This is a genomic window from Streptomyces sp. NPDC055189 (assembly GCF_053606765.1).
The window spans coordinates 1-23,029 of record NZ_JBSGSG010000008.1 but is presented as its reverse complement, the minus strand read 5'-3'; the positions used below and the strand labels follow the sequence as shown (position 1 = coordinate 23,029).

General features: G+C 71.0%; 17 protein-coding genes. 5 read left to right on the top strand and 12 right to left on the bottom strand.

The genetic code is table 11. From position 1 onward, the window contains the following. From ACWFR3_RS08200 to ACWFR3_RS08155, 10 genes are all read right to left on the bottom strand, one after another. On the bottom strand, positions 1-2,601 hold the full coding sequence (locus tag ACWFR3_RS08200; RefSeq protein ID WP_453733746.1) for a tetratricopeptide repeat protein: 2,601 nt from the start codon (positions 2,599-2,601) through the stop codon (positions 1-3). Next, on the bottom strand, positions 2,598-3,917 hold the full coding sequence (locus tag ACWFR3_RS08195; RefSeq protein ID WP_453733745.1) for a hypothetical protein: 1,320 nt from the start codon (positions 3,915-3,917) through the stop codon (positions 2,598-2,600). Before ACWFR3_RS08195 ends, ACWFR3_RS08200 begins: the two co-directional genes overlap by 4 nt. Positions 3,918-3,957: 40 nt before the next feature. After that, positions 3,958-4,968 carry a glutamate ABC transporter substrate-binding protein gene (locus ACWFR3_RS08190; RefSeq protein WP_453733744.1) on the bottom strand — a complete coding sequence of 337 codons (1,011 nt, stop codon included), beginning with the start codon at positions 4,966-4,968 and terminating at the stop codon, positions 3,958-3,960. A gap of 17 nt (positions 4,969-4,985) precedes the next feature. Further along, positions 4,986-6,449, bottom strand: coding sequence for a hypothetical protein (locus tag ACWFR3_RS08185; protein ID WP_453733883.1), 1,464 nt, complete (start codon positions 6,447-6,449; stop codon positions 4,986-4,988). Positions 6,450-6,735: 286 nt separating this feature from the next. Then, a complete protein-coding gene (locus ACWFR3_RS08180) occupies positions 6,736-7,734 on the bottom strand; it encodes an N-acetylglucosamine kinase (protein WP_453733743.1) in 999 nt (332 codons plus the stop codon). Beyond that, positions 7,725-8,990, bottom strand: coding sequence for a 6-phospho-beta-glucosidase (locus tag ACWFR3_RS08175; protein WP_453733742.1), 1,266 nt, complete (start codon positions 8,988-8,990; stop codon positions 7,725-7,727). Before ACWFR3_RS08175 ends, ACWFR3_RS08180 begins: the two co-directional genes overlap by 10 nt. Positions 8,991-8,998: 8 nt before the next feature. Beyond that, the gene (locus ACWFR3_RS08170; RefSeq protein ID WP_453733741.1) at positions 8,999-9,907 is read right to left on the bottom strand and encodes a carbohydrate ABC transporter permease; all 909 of its coding nucleotides are present in this window, start codon (positions 9,905-9,907) and stop codon (positions 8,999-9,001) included. Between the two features lie 9 nt (positions 9,908-9,916). Then, positions 9,917-10,852 (bottom strand): carbohydrate ABC transporter permease, encoded by a 936-nt coding sequence (locus ACWFR3_RS08165; protein WP_453733740.1) that lies wholly within the window; start codon positions 10,850-10,852, stop codon positions 9,917-9,919. 15 nt (positions 10,853-10,867) lie between these two features. Continuing rightward, positions 10,868-12,208 (bottom strand): ABC transporter substrate-binding protein, encoded by a 1,341-nt coding sequence (locus tag ACWFR3_RS08160; protein ID WP_453733739.1) that lies wholly within the window; start codon positions 12,206-12,208, stop codon positions 10,868-10,870. A gap of 84 nt (positions 12,209-12,292) precedes the next feature. Then, positions 12,293-13,471, bottom strand: a complete 1,179-nt coding sequence (locus ACWFR3_RS08155) for an ROK family transcriptional regulator (RefSeq protein ID WP_453733738.1) — start codon at positions 13,469-13,471, stop codon at positions 12,293-12,295. A 305-nt stretch (positions 13,472-13,776) separates the two neighbouring features. On the opposite strand from ACWFR3_RS08155, the gene istB reads away from it, so the two are divergent. Continuing rightward, positions 13,777-14,955, top strand: coding sequence for an IS21-like element helper ATPase IstB (gene istB / locus ACWFR3_RS08150; RefSeq protein ID WP_453733737.1), 1,179 nt, complete (start codon positions 13,777-13,779; stop codon positions 14,953-14,955). 45 nt (positions 14,956-15,000) lie between these two features. Here the strand turns inward: istB and ACWFR3_RS08145 are convergent, their stop codons facing one another. Continuing rightward, the gene (locus ACWFR3_RS08145) at positions 15,001-16,083 is read right to left on the bottom strand and encodes a mechanosensitive ion channel family protein (protein WP_453733736.1); all 1,083 of its coding nucleotides are present in this window, start codon (positions 16,081-16,083) and stop codon (positions 15,001-15,003) included. A gap of 266 nt (positions 16,084-16,349) precedes the next feature. Here ACWFR3_RS08145 and ACWFR3_RS08140 point away from each other — a divergent pair, with 266 nt between their 5' ends. Next, positions 16,350-16,886: an HNH endonuclease gene (locus ACWFR3_RS08140; protein ID WP_190080400.1), complete on the top strand. Its 537-nt coding sequence runs from the start codon at positions 16,350-16,352 to the stop codon at positions 16,884-16,886. 13 nt (positions 16,887-16,899) lie between these two features. Here the strand turns inward: ACWFR3_RS08140 and ACWFR3_RS08135 are convergent, their stop codons facing one another. Beyond that, positions 16,900-19,908: a beta-N-acetylglucosaminidase domain-containing protein gene (locus ACWFR3_RS08135; protein WP_453733882.1), complete on the bottom strand. Its 3,009-nt coding sequence runs from the start codon at positions 19,906-19,908 to the stop codon at positions 16,900-16,902. 310 nt (positions 19,909-20,218) lie between these two features. Here ACWFR3_RS08135 and ACWFR3_RS08130 point away from each other — a divergent pair, with 310 nt between their 5' ends. From ACWFR3_RS08130 to ACWFR3_RS08120, 3 genes are read left to right on the top strand one after another with little or no spacing between them, the layout of a single operon-like run. Continuing rightward, complete coding sequence (locus ACWFR3_RS08130; protein WP_361186191.1) at positions 20,219-20,455, top strand: hypothetical protein; 237 nt, start codon at positions 20,219-20,221, stop codon at positions 20,453-20,455. Further along, positions 20,456-22,699: a 4-alpha-glucanotransferase gene (gene malQ, locus ACWFR3_RS08125; RefSeq protein WP_453733735.1), complete on the top strand. Its 2,244-nt coding sequence runs from the start codon at positions 20,456-20,458 to the stop codon at positions 22,697-22,699. A 20-nt stretch (positions 22,700-22,719) separates the two neighbouring features. Then, complete coding sequence (locus tag ACWFR3_RS08120) at positions 22,720-22,959, top strand: hypothetical protein (RefSeq protein WP_361186190.1); 240 nt, start codon at positions 22,720-22,722, stop codon at positions 22,957-22,959. Positions 22,960-23,029: the final 70 nt, after the last annotated feature.

Here is a 23,029-nt window from a genome sequence, read left to right as displayed (position 1 = left end):
TCACACCCACGTCCGAGGGCGGAAACGGTTGGCCCGCTCCACCAGTTCGATCCTCTCCTCGCCACCTTGTGCGAGCCGGGCAAGCGTTCGGTACGAGCGCTCCAGGCCGTACCGGAGGCCGCGCTCGTCCAGGTCGCTGCCGAGCAGCACGGTCCGCGAACCGCCCGCCGGTGCAGCGGGTGCTGCCGGTGGAGCGGAGGCGTGACCGGAGTGACTACCGGAGAGTACCCAGTCGAGGGCGGTGCCGAGGACCTCGGTGGAGAGCCGCTCGCGGCGCACCGCGTCGAGGCCGAAGCCCGCGAGGGCCTCCACCTGGCCCGCGGCCGCCGTCAGATCGTCGAGGAAAAGGGTGCCGGGCGACGGCGCGGTGTCCAACGTCATACGGTGCCGAAGCCTGGCCCGCACCGCCGCCACGCGGGCCGCCGTGTAGTGGATGGAGGCCTCGGGCACCGACTCCAGGGTGTGCACGGCGCCGCGCCGGTCGTCCGACGCGAGCTGTACGCGGGCCAGGCCGAACGCCGCGCTGACGTAGCTCGGGTCGGTGGCCCACACGAGGCGGTAGTACTCCGCCGCGTTGTCCAGCTGCTCAAGGACCTCCGCGCAGACCCCGAGGGCCAGCTTGGGGGCGGGCTCGCCGGGGAACGCGTCGTACACGGCGTCGAAGGACAGCGCCGCGCTCTCGTGGTCGCCGGTCGCCAGCGAGGCGATGCCGCGGTACCAGACCACCCGCCAGTCGTCCGGATGCTGTATCTCCAGTTCCGCGACGGCCTGCGCGGCGGACTCCGGTTCACCCATGGCCAGGCGCGCCCGCAGGCCGCGCAGCCGCAGCTCCACGGAGTCGCTCGGCGCGGCCCGCAGCGCGGTGATCAGCTCGGCGGGCGCGGAGGCCATGAGCCCGGCGAGGAACCCCGCGTTCGGGTCGTTCGGGTCGACGCGGGGCACCGGGAGAGCCAGCGCGGTGCCGGGGGCGTCGAGCGCGCGGACGATCCGGGCGGGTGGGGCGGCGGGCGGCACCGGCGGCGCGACGGCCGGGGCGCCGTTGGCCTGACCGCCCTGTCCGTGCCCGTTCCCCGCCGCCAGTTCGGCGCGCGCCTTGCGCCGGCCGACGGGCAGCACCCGTACGCCGAACTGCGAGACGTCACCGGTCAGCTCGGCGAACAGCTCCGTGTCCGTGACCTTCACCTCGGGCCCGAACAGCGTGGAGAGCGCGGGCCGCGGCCGGCCCGTCTGGAGCGCCACGACCTCTCTCAGGACGCCCGTGAGCTGCTCCGCCATCTCCTGCGCCGAGGCGAACCTGCGGGCCGGGTCCGGGTCGGTGGCGCGCACCAGGAGACGGTAGAAGGACTCGTACTTACGGAAGACCTCGATGTTGTCGGGGTCCGGCAGGGAGTCCACGAAGACGTTCGTGTACCCCTGGAAGTCGAAGGTGAGCACGGCAAGAGTGCGCGCCACCGTATAGAGGTCGGAGGCCACCGACGGGCCGAGCTCGGCCACTTCGGGGCCCTGATAGCCGACCGTGCCGTAGATCGCCGACTCTTCGTCGTCCATGCGGCGGACCGCGCCCATGTCGATCAGCTTGAGCTGGTCCTCGGTCTGGATCGCGTTGTCGACCTTGAAGTCGCAGTACAGGAGATTGCGGCTGTGCAGGTGCCCGAGGGCTTCGAGCGCCTCGATGCCGAACGCGCAGGCCTGTTCGACGGGCAGCGGATCGCGCTTGCCCTGCGGCGTACGGCGTTCGTTGGCGATCTCCTTGAGCGACTTGCCGCCCACGTACTCCATGACGATGTAGCCGTCCATGGAGCCCGTGCGCTGGTCGAGGTGCTCGACGAAGTTGTAGATGCGCACGATGTTGCTGTGCTCGATCTCGGCGAGGAAGCGGCGCTCGGAGATCGCGGCGGCCATCGCGTCCTGGTCGCCCGTGTCGAGCAGGCCCTTGAGGACCACCCAGCGGTCGGAGACCGCGCGGTCGACGGCGAGATAGACCCAGCCGAGTCCGCCGTGCGCCAGACAGCCCACGACCTCGTACTGACCGTGCACGATGTCGCCGGTGCTCAGCTTCGGCACGAACGAGTACGGGTGGCCGCACTTGGTGCAGAACCCCTCCGTGCGGCCGGGCCGGTCGCCGCGGGCACGGCCCACCGGCGCCCCGCAGTCGGAGCGCGAGCAGAAGCGCTTGCGCTCGGGGACCTCGGGGTTCTCCTGCACCGCCTGGCGCGGGTCGGGGCGCGGCACCTCGGGCACGAGGACCAGGCCCACGCCGAGCCTGCTGCGGGCGGACGTGCCGGACGAGGGGCCGGAGCTGCGCACGGAGACCGAGCGGGACGTCGAGCTGCCGGAGAGCGAGCGCGAGAGCCGCCCCGACACCGACCTGCGCGAGGACTGGGAGCGCGCCGAGCGGGACGAGGAGCGCGAACTGGACCGGGAGCTGCTGCTGTTCGACCCCTTGCCGCCCGCGGTGATGCCGGTCGGGGGAGAGGACACCATGCCCGTCGGCGACACGACCGGGGCCAGGCCACAGGTGTCGCAGTACAGCTCGCCGCCGCCCACGTCCTCGTACGACCCTGTGCATCCGGGACGCTGGCACTTCCGCTGCTCACTCATGCTTCCCCCCTCCGGTCGGTGGGACCGCCCTGTTGCGGGACCCTCGGTGCAAGGACTTCGGCGGCCGCCTGCTGATAACGAAGCACGGCCTGTTCGGCGACGCGCAGATCGCAGGGCGCGCTCCACAGCATCCGGCGCGCCGCGTCGTACCGCTCGACCAGGAGGGGGTCCTCCGCGTGGCCGAGCCGGGAGACCTTCGCCTTGTACGCGTCAAGCCGGCCGCGCAGCTCCGCGCGGACCGCCAGGGGCTGCGTGACGGCGGTCAACGATTCGCGGGCCCGCAGGAGTTCGTCCTCGGCCTTCTGCTCCAGGGACTCCAGGAGCGGCGAAAGGCGGTGCCACTGGGCGTGCCTGCGGTAGTCGGACGCCATGGCCAGCTGCTCCTGCAGCGCGGTCGACGGGCCGCTGACGGCCGGCACCTCGGACGCGGCGATCTTGGCGAGGACCTCGCCGCGCGCCGAGCGTGCCTCGGCCAGCGTGCGGTCCGCGCGCGAGAGCACGTCACGCAGCCTGCCCAGGCGCAGCTCCGCGTCCTGCCGGACGGTGAGCACCGCGTCGATCTCGCGGCGCACGTCCTCAAGGGCGCGCGCCTCGCGGTCGTAGCGCTCGGTGTGCGGGCGGCCGCCGCCGGGGGCCGAACTGCCCGCCGCGGGCTGCCAGAAGGCCAGCGGGTCGGACACCACCTGCTCGCGCAGGAGCGTCAGTTCCGCCGTGATGCGCTCCAGGTCGTCGCCCGCCGGATGCTCGCCAGGGCGCACTCCCACGGAGTGCGCGAGCTGGCGGGTGCGGTGCAGCTCGGCGGCCAGGAGGTCTATCCGGGCGGGCAGCGCGGACCAGACCGCGTCGGCGGCGACGACCATGTCGAGCGAGTGCGCGTACAGGTCGTTCATCCGTGAGACGAGCTCGATGAGGGTGAAGCGTTCGGTGAGCTTGGCGGGACCGGTGATCGAGGCCGACGGCGCGGGGGCGGCGCCGCCGGCGACGGTGACGCTCTCACCGCGCAGCAGCTCGGTCAGCTCCACCAGGTCGTCTCTGCTGGGCCATCGTCTGCGCACCCGCACGTCGTGCGCCGTGCGCAGGGCGGCGGCATACGCGTCGAAGTACGCCCACAGGAGCGTGATCTGCTGCTCGGTGGACTGCCAGCGCTCCTCGGTGATGCCGGTGAGACCGGCACCTTCGAGGAGTCTGCGGCCCGCGTGATCCTGAAGGGCGAGGAGCGAGGTCTCGATCGCCTCATGCTCGGCGTCGAGCCGCGCCAGCGCACGGTCCACCTCGTCCCGGTCCATCACAGGACCGGGGGGACCCGCGACGCTCATCGATCACCTCTCCGCTCTGCGTTGCTGTGCACGTCCGGCTTCAGTCCTCGTACTTCGGTGCGGGCGGTCCGGCCGATTCGCCGAGTGCGGCCTTCAGCCACTCGTCGTACGACTTCTGCCAGCCGCTCTTGCGGTAGTCCTCCAGAACCTTGTTGACCCGCCGGACGAGGTCGTCCTCGCCCTTCTCCGGCTTCTTCATCGCCACGCCGTAGTACTCGGTGTTCAGCGGCGCGTCGCCCTTGAGCTCGATCGTCGGATCCTGCGCGGCCTGGCTCGCGGCGAGCGCGCTGTCGGTCACGACGGCGTCCACCTCGCCGAGCTGGAGCCTTACCAAGCAGTCGAGTTGGTTGGGGACCGTCGTACCGATGTCGGCGCCGAGGCCCTTCTTCTTGAGCTCCTGGAGCTTGGTCAGTGCCGTGGAGCCCTTCGCGGAGCAGACCTTCTTGCCGTCGAGGGACTCGTCGAACCCGGTGATGTCCGAGGACTTGGGGGCGAGCACCTGCTGGCCGGTCTTGAAGTAGGCGGTGGAGAAGGAGACTTCCTTCTCGCGGTCGCAGGTGATCGTCATGGTCCGTACGACCATGTCGACCTGGCCGCTTTGGATCGCCTTGACGCGCTGGTTGGTGGGGATGGCGCGGAAGAGGATGGCGTCGCGGTCGCCGAGTATCTCCTCGGCGATCTTGTGCGCGAGGTCGATGTCGAAGCCTTCGAGCGTGGCCGTCTTCTTGTTCGGGTCGCGATATCCCCAGCGGTAGCTGTTCTGGTCGACGCCGACGATGAGCTTCTTGACCTTGCGGTCACGGATGGCCTCTATCGTCGGGCCGTCCTCGTCGGAGGGCGACAGGCTCTCCTCGGGAGTCGTGCACTCCTCGGCGCGCGCGGGGGCGGCCTCGGCGGAACCCCGTGCGGCCCGGTCCGCGCCCCCGCCGGACCCGGCGGAACCGCCCGCCTCGGGCAGCACCAGCACGAGGGAGCCCGTGAGCGCGCAGGCCACCGCCATGGCGGCAGCTCCGCCCCAGCCGCGCAGCCTCGCCAGTCCTTGCGTACGCATCGTCCGCTCGCCCCCTCTCACCTGTACTCCGACAGCCTGCGCCCGATGCCGAGCACGGCGCCCGCGGCGGCAAGCACCGCGAGTACGGCAGCACCCACCGGGAGCCCCGTCATCGCTCCCTTGCCGTCCTTGGCCGCCTGCTCGAACTCGTTCCGCTCGTGTGTGAGCGCGGTCTCCAGTGCGGTGTCGACGTTGTCGAAGCACTCACCGGTGGGCTCGTCGCTCTTGTCGCCGACGACCTTGGCGAGCGCACCCTTGTAGTCACCCGCGTCGTCGCTGTTCCGCGCGGTCTCGTGCCGGTCCTTCCAGACCGACACGTTCTTCGCTGCCGCCTCGACGGGGTTCTTGCCCTCCGCGTCCTCGGCGATGGCCGCGGCCTTGCCGAGCAGCCCGCTGTCGGCGCTGCCGAGCTGCTTCATCTGCTTCTGGTAGTCGACGTCGAACTTGTCCTTGATCTCCTTGTCCGCGCCCACCTCGACGGTCTCCGCGCCGCGGCTGACCAGCGTGAGGTTCTCGTTGCTGCGGGCCTTCAGGGAGCTGATGCGGGCGTCGTTCAGGACGTTCAGGGACTTCACGCCGTGGTCGTACGAGTCGCCGAGACCGGAGCGCGCGAAGGTGTGCCCGGCGACCAGCCAGAGCAGCACGACCGTGGAGGCGGCGGTCGCCGCGACCAGGCCGTGGTTCAACACACGGTTCGTGCGGCGGTAGTTGCGGCGCTGGGCCCAGAAGAGGGCGCCGAGCGCGAGCAGGCCGAGGGCGATGGCGAACCAGGGATAGGGCTTCGCGTCGGCGTAGTCGTTGTTCAGGCGCTGCTTCTCGGCGGTGTAGAGCTGCTCGGCCGCCGGGAGCATCTGGTTCTGCATCTTGTCGTTCGCGTACCGCAGATAGGCGCCGCCCAGGGGCAGGCCCTGGCGGTTGCCCGCGCGGGCCCGCTCGATCAGGCCGGTGTACTCGGGCAGGAGCTTGTTCAGCTTCTCCACTGATGCGGCGGCCGACGAGCCCGAGCCCGCGTTCGACGCGGCGTTCGCCAGCTTCTCGGAGGCCCGGTCGATGTCGCGGTTGTACCGGTCGCGCACCTCCTTCGGTTCCTGACCCCCTGCCAGGAAGCCGCTGGAGGCAGCCGTGTTCGCGTCGGCGAGGGAGCGGTAGATGGCCGCCGCGTCGTCGCTCAGCGGCTGGCTACGGTTCAGGACGCTGTCAGCGGCCGCCGAACGGTCCGACATCTGCCAGGTGGTGACCGCGCCGAACGCGACGACGAGCAGTGCGAGGAGGGCGCCGATGATGCGGAGCCTGCCCGGCTCGGTGGTCGCCGCCGCGCGCAGCCGGTCGCGGCTCTCCACCCACGCGGGACGCCGGGGAGCCGCACCCGGCTCGGCCTGTGCGGGTGCGGCGGATCCCGCGCCCGCCTGCGGCGGGACGCTGGGCATCGTCGGCGCGGCCTGTCCCGGCGGCGCGGCGCTGCCGTTCGGCGGGTATGTCACCTCGACGTCGACCTCCCCCTTGGTCATCGGACGTCCACTTCCGCCCGGCGTGCGCGGTGCGGGAAGAAGTGCACGGCCGCAAGTATTGCCGCAGGGACTGACATCCGCACAGGCATTGACTGGATCTTGTGCGGATCATCATGTCCGGATCACCGTGTCCGGATCTTTCCCGTCACCCTGTCCGGATCATGCGAAGATCGCACGCCACCCCTGCCCTTGAATACGCGATTGAGGGGGGTTCGGTTCCCTTCGGGGGCCATGAACCCGTCCGCGCCGGCCTCCCGCGTCACCCTCGTGCCGGCCCCGCCCCCTCGTACTGGGCCCGTACGCGCGCGTGCACTTCGGTCGGCGCACCCACCTGGTCGAGGCCGAGCAGCGCGGCGCCGAGCACCGGCCGGGCCACCACCACACGCGCCACCGCCTTGGGCGCCCGCTCGGCGAGCAAGGCCCTTATACGGTCGTCCAGTTGCGGGTGCCGGGCGGCGAGGACGCTGCCGCCGAGCAGCACCGGAGCCTCCTCGCCGAGCAGACCCAGGCGGTCCAGGGCCACGGTCGACATGGCCACCACCTCGTCGGCCATCCGGTCCACCAGGGAGCGTGCCACCGGGTCGCCCGCAGCCGCCGTGGCGAAGAGCACCGGCGTCAGCTCGTGCCGTCGTACGGGGGCTATGGAGCCCAGGTGCAGCGCCTCGATCAGCGCGTACATGGAGGTCAGGCCGAAGTGCGCGGGCAGCGCGTCGCGCAGCGCGGTCGCCTCGCCCCGGCCGTCCTCGGCCCGCGCCGCGAACCAGAGCGCCTCCTCGGCCAGGCCCCCGCCGCCTCCCCAGTCACCGGAGATGCGGCCGATGGCGGGGAAGCGCGCGGTGCACCCGTCGGGCAGCATGCCCACGCAGTTGATGCCCGCACCGCACACCACGGCGACCCCCCGCGGCTCGGTGTCCTCAAGGAGCCCCGCCCGCAGGATGGCGAAGGTGTCGTTGCGCACGTCGACCGAGGCGCCCCACGCACGCCCGCGCAGTGCGGCGGCCAACTCCCGCTCCTCCACCGGCAGGTCGGCGTTGGCGAGGCACGCCGACACGTGCCCCACGGAGTCGACGCCCGCCTCGGCCAGGGCCCGCCTCACCGCCTCTTCCAGCACGTCCACCGCGGTCTCGACGCCGACCTGCGGCGGCTGGAACCCGCCGCCGCGTGCCGCGCCGACGACCTCGCCGTCGGCCGCGACCACCGCGACGTCGGTCTTGCTGTTGCCCGCGTCGATCGCGAGCACGCTCGTGCCTACGCCCACGCCAGGTGCTCCCGGTTGTGCGCGATGAGGCTGTCGGTGAGCTGCTCGGCGTACGTGTACTGGCCGATGAGCGGGTGGGCGAGCAGCGCCTTGAAGACCCGCTCGCGCCCGCCGTGCACCGCGGCCTGGAGGGCGAGGTCCTCGTACGCGGTGACGTTCGAGATGAGCCCCGCGTACAGCGGGTCCAGCTTCGGCACCGCGAGAGGTGTGGCGCCCGAGCCGTCCACCGAGGCCTGCACCTCGATGACCGCGTCGTCCGGCAGGAACGGCAGCGTGCCGTTGTTGACGGTGTTGACCACCTGGAAGGGGCTGCCGCCGTTGCCGAGCAGCGAGGCCGCGAGGTCCACGGCCGCCTCGGAGTAGAAGGCGCCGCCGCGCTTGCCGAGCAGGGCGGGCTTCTCGTCGAGCGTCGGGTCGCCGTACATCTTCAGGAGCTCGCGCTCCATCTCTGCGACCTCGGCGGCCCGCGAGGGCTTGGTCCGCAACTCCTCCACCACGGCGTCGTGCTGGTAGAAGTAGCGCAGGTAGTACGAGGGCACGACGCCGAGCCGGTCGACGATCTCGCGCGGCATGCGCAGGTCAGCGGCGACCGCGTCCCCGTGCTCGGCGAGCAGCTTGGGCAGGATGTCGTCCCCGTCCGGACCCCCGAGACGTACGCCCGTCTCCCAGGTCAGGTGGTTGAGCCCCACGTGGTCGAGGTGCACCTCGCCCGGCGCGACGTCGAGCAACTTGGCGAACTTGCGCTGGAAGCCGATCGCCACGTTGCACAGGCCGACGGCCTTATGACCGGCCTGGAGCAGCGCGCGGGTGACGATGCCGACCGGGTTGGTGAAGTCGATGATCCAGGCGTTCGGGTTCGTACGGCGTACGCGCTCGGCGATGTCGAGGACGACCGGGACCGTGCGCAGGGCCTTCGCCAGGCCGCCCGCTCCGGTGGTCTCCTGGCCGACGCAGCCGCACTCCAGGGGCCACGTCTCGTCCTGGTTGCGGGCGGCCTGTCCGCCGACGCGCAGCTGGAGCAGGACCGCGTCGGCGTCCGCGACGCCCGCGTCCACGTCGGACGTGGTGACGATGCGGCCGGGGTGGCCCTGCTTGGCGAAGATGCGCCGGGCGAGGCCGCCCACCAGCTCAAGACGGTCGGCCGCCGGGTCGACGAGGACGAGCTCCTCGATCGGCAGGGTGTCCCTCAACCGCGCGAATCCGTCGATGAGTTCGGGTGTGTAGGTCGACCCTCCGCCGACCACTGCGAGCTTCATATCGGTTCTCAGCCCTTTACTCCGGTGAGGGTGACGCCTTCGACGAAGGCCTTTTGTGCGAAGAAGAAGATGATGATGACGGGGGCCATGACGAGCAGGGTCGCGGCCATGGTCATGTTCCAGTTGACCGCGTGGGCGCTCTTGAACGATTCCAGGCCGTAACTCAGTGTCCAGGCACCGGGGTTCTGGGCCGCGTAGATCTGCGGCCCGAAGTAGTCGTTCCAGCAGTAGAAGAACTGGAAGAGCGCGATGGCGGTGATGCCGGGCTTGGCCATCGGGACGACGATCTTGATCATGGTGCGGAACTCTCCGCAGCCGTCGACCTTCGCCGACTCGATGTACTCCTTGGGGATGGTGAGGAGGAACTGGCGGAGCAGGAAGATCGAGTACGCGTCGCCGAACGCCATCGGGATGATCAGCGGCCACAGCGTGCCCGACAGGTGGAACTGCTGCGCCCACACCAGGTACATCGGGATCACGATGACCTGCGGCGGCAGCATCATCGTCGAGATGACGAGCAGCATCGCCGTGCGCCGGCCGCGGAAGCGGAACTTGGCGAGCGCGTACGCCACGGGGATCGCCGAGCAGACGGTGAACAGGGTGCCCAGGCCCGCGTACATCAGCGAGTTGCGCCACCAGTCCAGGAAGCCCGGCGTCTCGAACACGGCCTTGTAGTTGGACCAGTGCCAGGAGTCGGGCCACAGGTCGCCGCTCATCGCCTGCGAGTCGCTCATCACCGACGTCAGGAAGACGAAGACGAACGGCAGGACGAAGAGCAGCGCGACGCCTATCGCCAGGCTGTGCACGGCGATCCAGTGCAGGACCCGCTTGCGGCGCGCGCGGGCGGCGGCGGGGCCTCTGGGCGTGGTGGTGCGTTCGGGCGCCGCGGCGGGCGCGCTGAGAGTCGTGGAAGTCATCGAGAGTCCTCAGTCCTCCGCCGCGAGCAGCCCGGAGCGCTTGCGCATCAGGAGCAGCGTGACGGCCATGGCGATGGCGAAGAGCACGAGCGAGAGCACGCACGCGGCACCGGTGTTGAAGTTCTGGAAGCCCATTTGGTAGACGAGCTGGGGGACCGTGAGGGTCGAGTGGTCCGGGTAGCCGGGCTGGATCACCGAGCCGGGGCCGATGTTGACGCCGGACGCGACCTTCCCCGCGACCAGGGCCTGCGTGTAGTACTGCATGGTCTGCACGACGCCCGTGACCACCGCGAACATCACGATCGGCGTGATCGCGGGCCAGGTTACGTAGCGGAACTTGGCGAACGCCCCCGCGCCGTCCAGGTCCGCGGCCTCGTACTGCTCCTTGGGCACGTCGAGCAGTGACGCCATGAAGATGACCATCAGGTCGCCGATGCCCCACAGGGACAGCAGCACCAGCGAGGGCTTGGCGGTGGCCGGGTCGTTGAACCAGTTGGGCCCGGAGATCCCGACCGCTTCGAGGATCTCGTTGACCGGGCCCGTGCCCGGGTTGAGCAGGAAGACGAAGGCGACGGTGGCGGCCACCGGCGGGGCGAGGTAGGGGATGTAGAAGGCGGTGCGGAAGAAGCCGGCGCCCGTCTTGATCTTCGTGATGAGCAGCCCGAGCGAGAGCCCGAAGACCACCCGCACGGCCACCATGATCACGACGAGCCAGAGGGTGTTCCACAGGGCAGGGCCGAACAGCGGCATCTGCTCGAACACGTACTTCCAGTTCCGGAGCCCCACGAAGCTGGGCTCCTTGATCTGGTTGTAGTGCATGAACGAGAAGTAGACGGTGGCGAGCAGCGGATACGCGAAGAAGACGCTGAAGCCGACCAGCCAGGGGGAGAGGAAGCCGAGCGTGCGCAGTCTGCGACGCGCGGGGTTGGAGAGGGAAAGTGCCATGGCGGGGTCCTCAGCTCAGCTCTTCGACTGGAGGGTGTCGGCGTCGATCTGCTCGTCGAGCTTCTTCAGGCCCTTGCGCAGATCGGAGACGCGCCCGGACTCGACGCCGTACGCGAAGTCCATCAGCGAGACGACGTAGGCGCCGCCGTTGACGGAGGGCGGCAGGGCCTTGCTGTGCTTGCTCTGCAGGATGTCGAAGAAGGTCCGGAAGGTCGGATCGGCGTCCAGGTCGGGGGACTTGAGCGCCGCGAACGTGGAGGGCACGTTGTGGATGGCGTTCGCGAAGTTCACGACCTGCTTCGTGTCCGCGGTCAGGAACCGCACCAGCTCCCACGCGGCGTTCTGGTGCTTGCTGCTGTGCGCGATCCCCGCGACGGTGCCGGTGATGAAGCCCCGCCCGTACGTGTCGGCCTGGTCGTCCGGAACGGGCAGCGGAGCCACGCCCCAGTCGAACTTCGCCTTCGCCTCGTCCAGCATCAGACCGCGCCACTCGCCGTCCAGATGCATGGCGACCTTGCCGGTCAGGAAGGCGTTCTGGTTGGACATCTCGTCGCCGAACGACATCCGGAACTTCTCCAGGTCGGCGAACCCGCCCTGTGCCTTGGCCAGTTGCCGCGCGGTCTTGAAGAACTTGTACGTCTTCGGGTCGTCGGCCAGACGTGCGTCGCCCTCGGCGTCGAAGTACTCGGGGCCCCACTGCGCGAAGAGCCGGTCGGGGCTGTTCTGGTAGAAGCGGAAGTTGGGCAGATACCCGACCTGCTTGTACGAGTCCTTGCCGCTGCGGATGGTCAGCTTCTTCGAGACTTCCTCGAACTCGGACATCGTGCGGGGCGGCCGCTCGATGCCCGCCTTCTTGTAGGCGTCCTTGTTGTAGTACATCCCGAAGGCGTCCGCGAGCAGCGGCAGGGCGCACTGGCTTCCCCGGTAACTCGTGTAGTCGAGCAGCGTCTTGGGGAAGGTCTTGCGCTTGTCGAGACCCGTCTTCTCCATGAACGGATCGAGGTCCGCCCACATCCCGGAGTCGCAGTACTGGCCCACGTTGTTGGTGGTGAACGAGGACACCACGTCCGGGGCCTTGTCGCCGCCCGCCCGCAGGGCCTGGTTGACCGTCTCGTCGGAGACGTTCCCGGTGGCCTGCACGTCGATGTTCGGGTGGAGCTTCTCGAAACGGTCGATGCTGTCGTTGACGGCCTTGACCTCGCCGGGCGTCGACCAGCCGTGCCAGAACTTCAGGGTGACCGGCTTGGTCGGGTCGTCGTTCGCGCTGCCGACGCTCGGATTGGCACAGCCGGAGAGCAAGAGGCCGGCTGCGGCGAGCGCCGCGGACGCGCAGATGGGCATGCGCCATCGCGGCATGGCGGACTTCCTTTGCGGAGTACGGACTACGGGGGCGGGGAGTTGAGGTGCGGGGAGGGAGGGTGGCGTTCGGGCGGCGGTGCTTCAGGCCGTGTCGAAGACCTGGTCGCGGGCCTGGGTGAGGGCCGAGCGCAGGGCGCCGGTGAGGATCGGGTCGCCGTCGAGTTCGCTGATGCGGATCTGCGGGCGCGGCAGCGCGAGCCCCGTCAGCTCCTCCTCGACCCGGACGCGCAGCTTGTCGCCGCCCGCCTGGGCCACCGAGCCGGAGAGCACGACGAGTTCGGGGTCGACGACGGCGACGACCGCGGCGATACCGGTCGCGAGACGGCGTGCGACCTCGGCGAGTACGGCATCGTCGGCGAAGGCGTCCGCCAACGTGGCGGCGCCGCCCGCGAGTTGCTTGACGACCGGTGCGGAGACCAGGCTCTGGAAGCCGCCGCCCCCGTCCGGGCCGCGTGTGGCTTCAGGGCCGCCGTGCGCCAGGGGAGCCCCCGGCAGCGGCATGTAGCCGATCTCGCCCGCGCCGCCCGTCGCGCCGCGCAGCAGGTTGCCGCCGAGCACGATGGCGGCGCCCACACCGTCGTCGAGCCAGGTGAGGACGTAGTTGTCGTTGTCCTGTGCGGCGCCTTCGTACTGCTCGGCGACGGCGGCCAGGTTCACGTCGTTCTCGATGTCGACGGGCGTGCCGAGGACGGCGGCGAGATCGTCGCGCAGCGTCCGTGAGTGCCAGCCCGGCAGATGCGGGGCGTACCGCAGCTCGCCGGTGTGCGGGTCGATCGCGCCGGGGGTGCCGATCACCGCGGCCCGCAGGTCGTCGTGGCCCAGGCCCGCCTGGCGCAGCGCCTCGTCGACGGCCTCCGTGACCAGCTGTGCGGTGCGGTGGCGCACGTCCTCGGACACGGCGTCCGCCTCGACGCGGGCCCGGCCGATGACCGTGCCCGTGATGTCGGCGATCAGCGCCGTGATCCCGGTGGGGTCGGCGGAGAGGGCGGCGACATGGGCGGCGCCCGGATGGATCTCGTACAGCAGGGCGTTGGGCCCCGGGCGGCCGCTGAGGCTGCCCGTGGTGTGTACGAGGCCCGCTGTCTCCAGGCGGCCGAGCAGTTGCGAGGTGGTGGGCTTGGAGAGCCCGGTCAGCTCACCGATGCGGGTGCGGGTGAGCGGGCCGTGCGCGACGAGCAGGTCGAGCACCGCCCGGTCGTTCATGGCCCGCAGGACGCTCGGCGTGCCCGGGGTCCCCGGAGTGCTGCCTGCTGCTGCCATGACGACACCTGCTCTTCCGGTGGCCGCTAACTGTTAGGAAACTTTCCAATTCGTGAGGACCGTACGACCGGCGTGAATCGGGCGTCAATAGCGGACGCCCCCGGGGCAACCAAGTCGTTACCTGGCGGGGTCCGGCGTTGCACGGAGTGCTCCTGGCGGGGTCGGGTCGGAGGTCTTGTCCGACTGGATTTCTATTAATCCCAACGGGTGGCTCGAATTCAGATTGTCGGTGGCGGGCCACAAGAATGACGAGCCTTACGGCTGTTGGAGGTCTGGTGTCCCGCTCCGCCTCGTCCCCACCGAACATGACCACGCTGGGGTGTTCCCTCTTCGCGACCCGTTGGCTCCAAGCGCCCCTGTATTTCGGCCTGGTGGCCGCTCAGGGCGTGTACGTCTACAAGTTCTTCAACGAGCTGTGGCACCTCATCCACCACGTCGTCAGCGGGCACGCGGACGAGACGCACGTCATGCTCGCCGTCCTGAAGCTCGTGGATGTGGTGATGATCGCCAATCTGCTGATCATGGTGATCGTCGGCGGGTACGAGACCTTCGTCTCGCGGATCGGCCTCCAGGGCCACCGGGACCAGCCCGAGTGGCTGTCGCACGTGAACTCCAACGTCCTGAAGGTGAAGCTGGCGACGGCCATCGTGGGGATCTCGTCGGTCCATCTGCTCCAGATGTTCGTCGACGTTCACCACACGCCCCGGCACGACCTGCTCTGGGGCACGGTCATCCACATGGCCTTCATCGCATCGGCGGCCATCCTCGCGTACATGTCCGGGCCCATGGCCGCGCAGGAGGCGAGGGCGCGCGGCATGCACAGGGAGGAGGACTCGCGGGCCGTGGTCATCCCGGCCCAGCGGGACGGCGGGGAGCCGTACGCGCAGCCGTATGCGGAGGCGGGTACGGGAGCGGAGGAGCGGATCGGGGCCGCCGGGTTCCCGGCCAGGAAGGTCCTGGAGATGTTCGACGAGGGGCGGCTGCGGGCGCCAGGGCCGCAGGTGATCACCCGGCTCGGCAAGGTCGACTTCATCACCCGCAAGGCCAACGTGGTGCTGCTCGGTGAGCCCGGTACGGGCAAGACGCACCTGGCGGTCGCCCTGGGCGTACGCGCCTGTCAGGCCGGACACCAGGTGCTTTTCGCGACCGCCGCCGAGTGGAGCGCCCGGCTCGCGGACGCCAAGGCCGCGGGCCGCCTCGGCAAGGAGCTCTCCCGCCTCGACGCGTATCCGGTGCTCGTCGTGGACGAGGTCGGCTACGTGCCCTTCGGCTCCGAGGCCGCGCACCTTCTCTTCCAGCTCGTATCGCACCGCTACGAGCGGGCGTCCCTGATCGTCACCAGCAACTTGGCCCTCGGACGCTGGGGCGAGGTGCTCGGGGACGGTGCGACGGCTTCGGCGACGGTGGACCGCCTGGCCCACCACGCGGAGGTCGTCGCCCTGGACGCCGACAGCTATCGGACGCGCTCCCACTCACCTGCGTAGGCAGCGCCGCTTCTGCTGCTCCTGCTCCTGTTTCTGCTTCGACTTCTACTTCGACAGATTGGGGGGCGGGGCTATCGGCGAGGCGGCAAGGGACTGCGGGGAGGTGGCGGACGAGTAGGCCGAGGGAGCCGCCACGCCCGCCGACGGGTCCGCGACCGCCTCTTCCGTCGCCTGGAGCGGCAGCCCGCCCACGATGCGGATGCCCGCCGCGTCGAAGGCCCGCTTGATGCGCCAGCGCAGCTCGCGCTCCACGCCGAGCGCGTTGCCCGGCATCGTCTTCGCGGAGACCCGTACGACCATCTGGTCGAGCAGCACGCTGTCCAGGCCCAGGACCTCGACCGGGCCCCAGAGGCGCTCGTTCCACGGTTCGTCCTTGGCCATGGTCTCGCCGACCTCGACCAGCTTCGCCTGGATCTTCTCCAGGTCCTCGTCCGGACGGACGGTGACGTCCACGCCCGCCGTGGACCAGCCCTGGCTGAGGTTGCCGATGCGCTTGACCTCGCCGTTGCGGACGTACCAGATCTCGCCGTTGTCGCCGCGCAGCTTGGTGACCCGCAGACCGACCTCGATGACCTCGCCGGAGGCCACACCGGCGTCGATCGAGTCGCCCACGCCGTACTGGTCCTCAAGGATCATGAAGACGCCGGAGAGGAAGTCCGTGACCAGGTTGCGGGCACCGAAACCGATCGCCACACCCGCGACACCCGCCGACGCGAGCAGCGGGGCGAGGTTGATCTGGAACGTGCCCAGGATCATCAGCGCGGCCGTGCCCAGGATCAGGAACGACGCCACCGAGCGCAGCACCGAACCTATGGCCTGCGAACGCTGGCGGCGGCGCTCCACGTTGACAAGCAGACCGCCGAGCGCCGTGCCGTTCACGGACTGGGCCGTGCGGTTCATGCGTTCTATGAGCTTGGTGATCGAGCGCCGGATGACCACACGCAGGACGACGGCGACGGCGACGATCAGCAGGATGCGGAGCCCGATGCCCAGCCACGCCGACCAGTTCTGCTCCACCCAGCTCGCGGCGTTCGTCGCGTGCTCCTGGGCGTCTTCCAAGGTCGGGGGCTTCGGCGTCGACGTGTCGTCCGGGTCCGGTCCGGCTGCTGACAGGACGGACAGGAACACAGCAGGTACCTCCAGGCATAGCGGCCTGCCCAGGAGGAGCGCCGGGCAGAGACACCACACTAACGGGGCATTGTGTGTGGATCGTTGTGATGTTCCAGGGAGAGACAGTGCTCACTTGGGGAAGATGAGGGTGTTGTACACCTGTGGTCGAAAACACTCCGAGCCCGTTACCGGTACATGCTGGCGCTCGGACCAGGCATGAGGGGAGACTGGCTACAGATCGTCCCGGCGCGAGCCACGCGCCGCCGGCGTACAAGGAGGCCTCCGTGCCGCACGTCCTGGTCCTCAATGCGTCGTACGAGCCTCTGGGCGTCGTACCGCTCCGCCGCGCGCTCGTCCTCGTCCTGGAGAACAAGGCTCTCTGCCTCGAGGAATCCGGCGCCTTCATGCACAGCGCAACGCGCACTGTCCCCGCACCCAGCGTGGTCCGCCTCAAGCGGTTCGTCCGGGTCCCCTACCGGGGGCCCGTTCCTCTGACCAGGCGGGCGCTCTTCGCCCGCGACGGCGGTCGGTGCATGTACTGCGGTGGCGTCGCAACCAGCGTCGACCACGTCATTCCGAAGAGCCGTGGCGGTCAGCACGCCTGGGAGAACGTGGTGGCGTCCTGCCGCCGCTGCAACCACACCAAGGCGGACCGCCATCTCCTGGAGCTGGGGTGGCGCCTGCGTCACAAGCCCGCGCCGCCCTCGGGTCTGGCGTGGCGCATCATCGGGACCGGGCATAGGGATCCGCGCTGGCTGCCGTACTTGCAGCCGTTCGGCGCGGACGACGCGATGGCCCGGATCGACGGCATTTCTGCCTGAGAGATCCGGGCTTTTACGTGTGGCCGGGGCGGTCTCCTCCGCTCCGGCCCTCCGTCGTGTCACCGGCCACGGCGTACGCCTCCACCGACCAGAGGGAGTAGCCGAAGCGCGTGGCCCGCTTGTCGCCCTGCATCCGGATGTAGCGGGTGTCAGGGGCGTCCATGCGGATCGCGTCGCGTCCGCCCTTGCCGTCCTTCACGGTCGCCGCCGTGCGCCAGGTCCTGCCGTCGGCGGACGTCTGCACGCGGTAGCCCGCCGCGTACGCGTCCTGCCAGCGCAGGACGACCTGGCCGAGCCTGACCGGCTCCTCGAGCTCCAGCTGCCACCAGGCGCCGTCCTCGTACGGCGATGACCAACGGGTTCCGGGGTCGCCGTCGTTGGCGCCGGACGCCGGGAAGTCCTTCGTCTCGTCGCCCGAGGAGGACGCCTTCGCGCCGCGCGCCAGGTCGGGTCCCGCGGTGCGCGGGTAGGCGCGGATCGAGACCGTCCTGGTCAGGCCGCCGAAACTCACCGGAAGCTCGTACGTCCCCGCGCGCGTGCCCTCGGGGACGGCGACGTCGACCGGGACGTCCACCTGTGTGCCGCGCGGCAGGGTGGTCTTCTGCGGGGTGCGCACCTCGATGCCCTTGGGGGCCTTCGCCGTGACCCTGCCCCGTACGTCGCCGGGGCGCAGGGGCGTCAGCTTCGCCGTGATACGCCGCGGGCCGCCGCCGATCTCCACGTCGGCCTCGGTGCGGGCCAGGGAGATACGGGCGTCGGGGGAGTCGCCGTACCAGGGGACGACGTGGCGGACGGTGCCCTCGGTGACCGTGACGCGGACCGCGTCGGCGCGCGGGTCGGCGCCCCTGGGCCTGACCTCCGTGAAGCCCGAGGCGGACAGAGCGGCGATGCGGCGCCAGCCATCGCCGGGGACGTGGGCCTCGATGCCGCCCTTGGTGCCGGGGTCGGTCAGGGCCGTCACCGCCGTCAGGGGGCGGGCGCGGGGGGTGCGTACCGTCGCGCGGTCCGACGCCTGCTCGGTGTCGAGCCCCGCCCACATCCCGTACGCCTTCTGGGACCGCGTCAGGAAGGGGGCAAGGACGCCCTTGCCGACGGTCACCCGGCCGGCCTTCAGGTCCTTCTGGAGTCCGGCCAGGGTGCGCGAGGCGCGCCAGGCGGCCGCGCCGTCGCCGGTGGACTGGGCGCGCAGCATGTCGACGGCCGTCTCGCCGGCTTCGCCGTAGCGCGCCAGCTGCTCCACCCAGGGCCCGACTTCGCTCTTCAGGTCGCTGCCCGCCAGCCGCCGCGGCGCCTCCTTCATGACGGTGAAGGCGTCGCGCAGGGCCTGCCCGGTCTTCTTGACGCGGGTGGCGTCCGTCGTCGTACGCGCGCGCCAGAAGTCGTCCATGAGCGGACGCAGATACGCCGACTCGTCGGCGCCGAGCACGGAGGATGCGTCATTGCCCGCGAGCGCACGCAGGGCGCCCCGTGCCTTCCTGTCGCCGCCGGAGAGGTCGTCGATCGCGGCGAGCCAGGACTCGTGCGGGCGGTAGGCGCGGGGGTTCCAGGCGTAGTCGGCGGCCGTGAAGAGGGGGATGCGGGAGGCCGACGGCTGCTCCATGGCGTTGCCCAGCAGCGCCGCGGAGCCGGTGGCCACGGCGGGTTCGCGGCCGGTGTAGGGGCCGAGGAAGATGCGGTCCTGCGCGAAGTCGTTGACGGGGTAGTTGTCCATCGTCACGAGCGGGTGCGCGCCGAATGCCTTGCGGGCGCCGGCCAGCTCCCTTCCGGTGATGGTCCCCGGGACCACGCCGACGCCCGTCCACGCCACCTCGATGCCGCTGTCGAGCCGGTCCGCGATGGCGGTGCGGTACGCGGTGGAGCCGTCCTGGAAGTACTCCGTGGGCATCAGCGACAGCGGCTTCGCGCCCGGATGGCGCTCGGCGAGATGCGCGGAGACCGCGTTGGCGACCCGGGACTGTGCCTTCGCGGCGGCCTCGGGCCCCGAACCGAAGGCGTCCGCGTCCGCTTCGCAGTGCCACTCGCTGTAGCTGACGTCCTGGAACTGCAGCTGGAAGGCGCGTACGCCCAGGGCCCACATCGCGTCGATCTTGCGGTTCAGGGCCCTGATGTCCTTGTCGGACGACATGCACATGGCCTGGCCGGGGGCGACGGCCCAGGCCAGCGTCACGTGGTTGGCCCCGGCCCGCTCGGCGAGGGCACGGAAGTCGGCACGCTGGCCCGCGGGGTACGGCTCGCGCCAGCGTGCCTGGCGGTAGAGGTCGTCGCCGGGGGCGTAGAGGTACCGGTTCTGCTTCGTGCGGCCCATGAAGTCCAGCTGGGCCAGGCGCTGGTCACGGGTCCACGGAGTGCCGTAGAAACCCTCCGTCATGCCGCGCACGGCGGTGCCGGGCCAGTCGCGGATCTGGACGCCGGGGATGGTGCTCCCGGTGGTGCGCGTGGTGACCAATTGGCGCAGGGTCTGTACGCCGTGGAAGAGGCCGTCGTCGCCCGCGCCCGCGAGGGCGACCGTGTCCTGGCCGCCGATCCGGCCCACCGCGAGGCGGTAGCCGCCGGAGGGCAGGTCGCGCCGGTCGCGGGCGCCGAGTGAGCGCAGGGCCCGGTCGGCGCCGGTGCCTTGGGCGCCGATGCTTCGTGTGCCGGTGCCTTCGGCGCGGACGACGAGCTTGCCGCCGGGCGCGGGGAGCGGGTCGCCGTCCTTCACCTCGGTGATCTTCGCGGCGCCCGCGTCACGCAGGAGGGTGCGCAGGGCGTCCATGGCGTACGGGTCCGGGTGCGGGCCGGTGACCAGGACGATCTCGTCCGTGACGGTGACCGGGGATCCCGCCGCGCTGATCGACTGGGGGCGGGGCCAGACCGGGGGGAGGGTGCCGTCGGACTCACGGTCGTCGTCGGGGGAGGCGGCCGGGGCGCCGGGCTTACCGGGGAGGCCGGGGGCGGCGACGGCGCCGGGGGCGCCGCCGAGAGCACCTGCGATGACGGCGACGGCGACGGCCGCCGCGCCCTTCCTGCGCCGCAGTTGCACGGCCCTCTCCTCGGTGTCCCTCGGCCTGATGATCACTTTTGGTGTTCTTGCTGTCTCAGGGTGTCACCGAGCCCACCACTCGTGTGGCCGGAGTGTCAACGGGCGTGGGTGTTGTGCGAGTTTTCTTCCGTGTGACATTGCCGGGACTGGAACGCGAGGCTCGGGGAAAGGAAGATCTTGCGTTCGGACCCCCGCCCCGGGAAACGAATGTGAGTACGCGCACGTTCATACAACGGATATGTCTGCGATCCCGCGCACTGGGTAGGCCTGCTGCCTAAGACCGTCCTGCCCCCTGACATTGGAGCCCTACGTGCCCGCTTCCGCGAACCTCCTGCTCTCCGCCCTTTCCAAACAGGTCTCCGGTCCTGACTCCGGACTGGATGGCTCCTGCTCCTGCGGCTGCCTCGAGCCGCCCCTGACCAGCGAACCCCCGCTGGCCGACTACGCACCGCTCACCAGCGAGCCCCCGCTCGCCGACGCCGCTCCGCTGACCAGCGAGCCGACCTCCACCGGCACCGCGTCGGGCCTGGCCTACATGGGGGTCTAGGTGGCCCCACCCGGAGTCGTCGGATCCGCCGGAGCCACTGAACCCGCCGAACCCACCGGATCCGCTGCACCCACCGGACTTTCCCGCCTCGCCGCCCTGCACGGCGTGGCGACCTCCTACTCCCCGTCCCCGGACCGCACGGTTCCGGCCGCCGACGCCGCGGTGATCGCGGCCCTGGCCGCCCTCGACGTGGACGCGAGCACCCCCGAGGCGCTGGGGCGTGCCCTCGCGGCCCGCGAGGCGCAGCTGTCCGCCCGGCTCCTTCCGCCGACCGTGGTGATGTGGCAGGGCGGCCCCGACCCGGACCCGCCCCTCGCCGGGCTGCCGCCGGGCACGCGGGTGCGGGTGGAGACGGAGTGCGGGAAGCGTCTGGAGTGGGCGACGGCACCGGAGAGCGGCGGGGAGGCCGGGTCGCGGGCGACGGCACCGGACAGCGGCGGGGAGGCCGAGTCGCGGGCGACCGCGGCGCTGCCGCCCGGCGTGCACCGGATCCGGGCCGAGACCCCGGACGCCCGCACCGCCACCGCCCACTTGATCGTCGCCCCGCACCACTTGCCGCCCCCGCGCGAGAAGACGTACGGGGTGCTCGTCCAGCTCTACTCCCTTCTCTCGCGCCGCTCCTGGGGCATGGGCGACCTCGGTGACCTCGCCGAGCTCGCCGCCTGGTCCGGGCGGGCCCTGGGTGCGGGATTCGTCCAGGTCAACCCGTTGCACGCGGCCGTTCCCAAGCCGTCCGACGGGCCGTCCGACCCCTCTCCGTACCGCCCTTCCTCGCGCCGCTTCCCCGACCCGGTCCATCTCCGCGTCGAGGACATCCCGGAGTACGCCCACCTGCACGGCGAGGCCCGCGACCGGGCCGCCGGTCTCACGCGACGGGCCGCCGCGCTGCGCGAATCCGTCCTCCAGCAGGGCCAGTTGATCGACCGTGACGCGGTCTGGGCGCTCAAGCTCGAAGCCCTGGAGCTGATCCGCGAGGTCCCGCTCGGCCCCGGACGCCGCGCCGCCTACAACGACTTCCTCGCCGAGCACGGCGAAGCCCTCGAAGACCACGCCACGTGGTACGCACTCGCCGAGCGGCACGGCCCCGACTGGCACACCTGGCCCGCACCCCTGCGCGACCCCGCCTCGCCCGGCACCGCCCGCGCGCGCCGCGAGTTGATGGACCGTGTGGACTTCCACTGCCGTCTCGCCTGGCTCACCGACGCCCAGCTCGCCGCCGCGCAGCGCTCCGCGCGCGACGCGGGCATGGACATCGGCCTCGTGCACGACCTCGCGGTCGGCGTGCACCCGGCAGGGGCGGACGCCTGGGCGCAGCAGCGGCACTTCGCCGCGGGCATGTCGACCGGCGCCCCGCCTGACGCGTTCAACGCGCGCGGCCAGGACTGGGGCCTGCCGCCCTGGCGCCCCGACCGCCTCGCCGAGTCCGGATACGCCCCCTACCGCGCCCTCCTGCGCGGACTGCTCCGGCACGCGGGCGCGATCCGCATCGACCACGTGATGGGGCTCTTCCGGCTCTGGTGGGTCCCGGAGGGCCGCGCGCCCACCGAGGGAACGTACGTCCGGTACGACGCCGAAGCGATGCTCGCCGTCCTCGCCCTCGAGGCGCACCGCGCGGGCGCCCTCGTCATCGGCGAGGACCTCGGCACCGTAGAGCCCGGTGTCCGCGAGACCCTCCAGCGGCACGGCGTGCTCGGCACCTCCGTGCTCTGGTTCGAGCGGGACTGGGCGGGCACGGGACGTCCGCTGCCGCCCGGGGCGTGGCGCGCGGACTGCCTGGCCACCGCCACCACCCACGACCTGCCGTCCACGGCGGCCCGCATCACCGGCGAGCACGTGCAACTCCGCGACCGTCTCGGCCTGCTGACCCGTCCGGCGGCCGTGGAACAGGCCGAGGCGGCAGCCGACGTGTCGGAGTGGCTCGCGCTGCTCTCCCGGCTCGGGATGCTGCCCGGCGGCGGGGGAAACGAGCAGGAGGAGATCCGCGCCGTCCACCGCTTCCTGCTCGCGACACCGGCCCGCATGATCGGCATCTGGCTGCCGGACGCGCTCGGCGACCGCCGGCCGCAGAACCTCCCCGGCACCTGGGACCAGTACCCCAATTGGCGGCTGCCGGTCGCCGACGCCGAAGGCCGCCCCGTCACCCTGGAGGAACTCGCCGCGGCACCGCGCCTGCACGCCTTCATGGAGGTGTTCCGCTCACGCCGCGAGCCCCGTACGGCACCCCCGGGCGCGCGGCCGCTTTAGCAGTTCGCTACGTTGGCACCGTGGACAAGAAGAACGCTCTGCGCGCCGGCGCCCTGGCTTCCGGTACGACGCTGATGATGCTGCTCATGTCGTCCCCCGCGCTCGCGCTCACGCCCGACGACGGTGACGACCCGGGTCCCGGCCTGAGCGTGATCGAGACGCTCGGCCTCTATGTCGTGGCGCCCATCGTGCTGTTCCTGGTGATCGCGGGCCTGGTCATGGTCGGTGACAAGACCCGCAAGCAGGAGAAGCAGGGCTGACGCCGCTCCTTTCCTTCCCGAGTTCTCCGTAGGGGCTCTTCACCGGCGTACGCATGCGTACGCCGGTGAC

What these genes read in the sequence shown, in the direction of transcription:
- ACWFR3_RS08200 (WP_453733746.1), bottom strand. Translation starts at nt 2,601, where the DNA reads ATGAGTGAGCAGCGGAAGTGCCAGCGTCCCGGATGCACAGGGTCGTAC.
- ACWFR3_RS08195 (WP_453733745.1), bottom strand. Translation starts at nt 3,917, where the DNA reads ATGAGCGTCGCGGGTCCCCCCGGTCCTGTGATGGACCGGGACGAGGTG.
- ACWFR3_RS08190 (WP_453733744.1), bottom strand. Translation starts at nt 4,968, where the DNA reads ATGCGTACGCAAGGACTGGCGAGGCTGCGCGGCTGGGGCGGAGCTGCC.
- ACWFR3_RS08175 (WP_453733742.1), bottom strand. Translation starts at nt 8,990, where the DNA reads ATGAAGCTCGCAGTGGTCGGCGGAGGGTCGACCTACACACCCGAACTC.
- ACWFR3_RS08170 (WP_453733741.1), bottom strand. Translation starts at nt 9,907, where the DNA reads ATGACTTCCACGACTCTCAGCGCGCCCGCCGCGGCGCCCGAACGCACC.
- ACWFR3_RS08165 (WP_453733740.1), bottom strand. Translation starts at nt 10,852, where the DNA reads ATGGCACTTTCCCTCTCCAACCCCGCGCGTCGCAGACTGCGCACGCTC.
- ACWFR3_RS08160 (WP_453733739.1), bottom strand. Translation starts at nt 12,208, where the DNA reads ATGCCGCGATGGCGCATGCCCATCTGCGCGTCCGCGGCGCTCGCCGCA.
- ACWFR3_RS08155 (WP_453733738.1), bottom strand. Translation starts at nt 13,471, where the DNA reads ATGGCAGCAGCAGGCAGCACTCCGGGGACCCCGGGCACGCCGAGCGTC.
- istB (WP_453733737.1), top strand. Translation starts at nt 13,777, where the DNA reads ATGACCACGCTGGGGTGTTCCCTCTTCGCGACCCGTTGGCTCCAAGCG.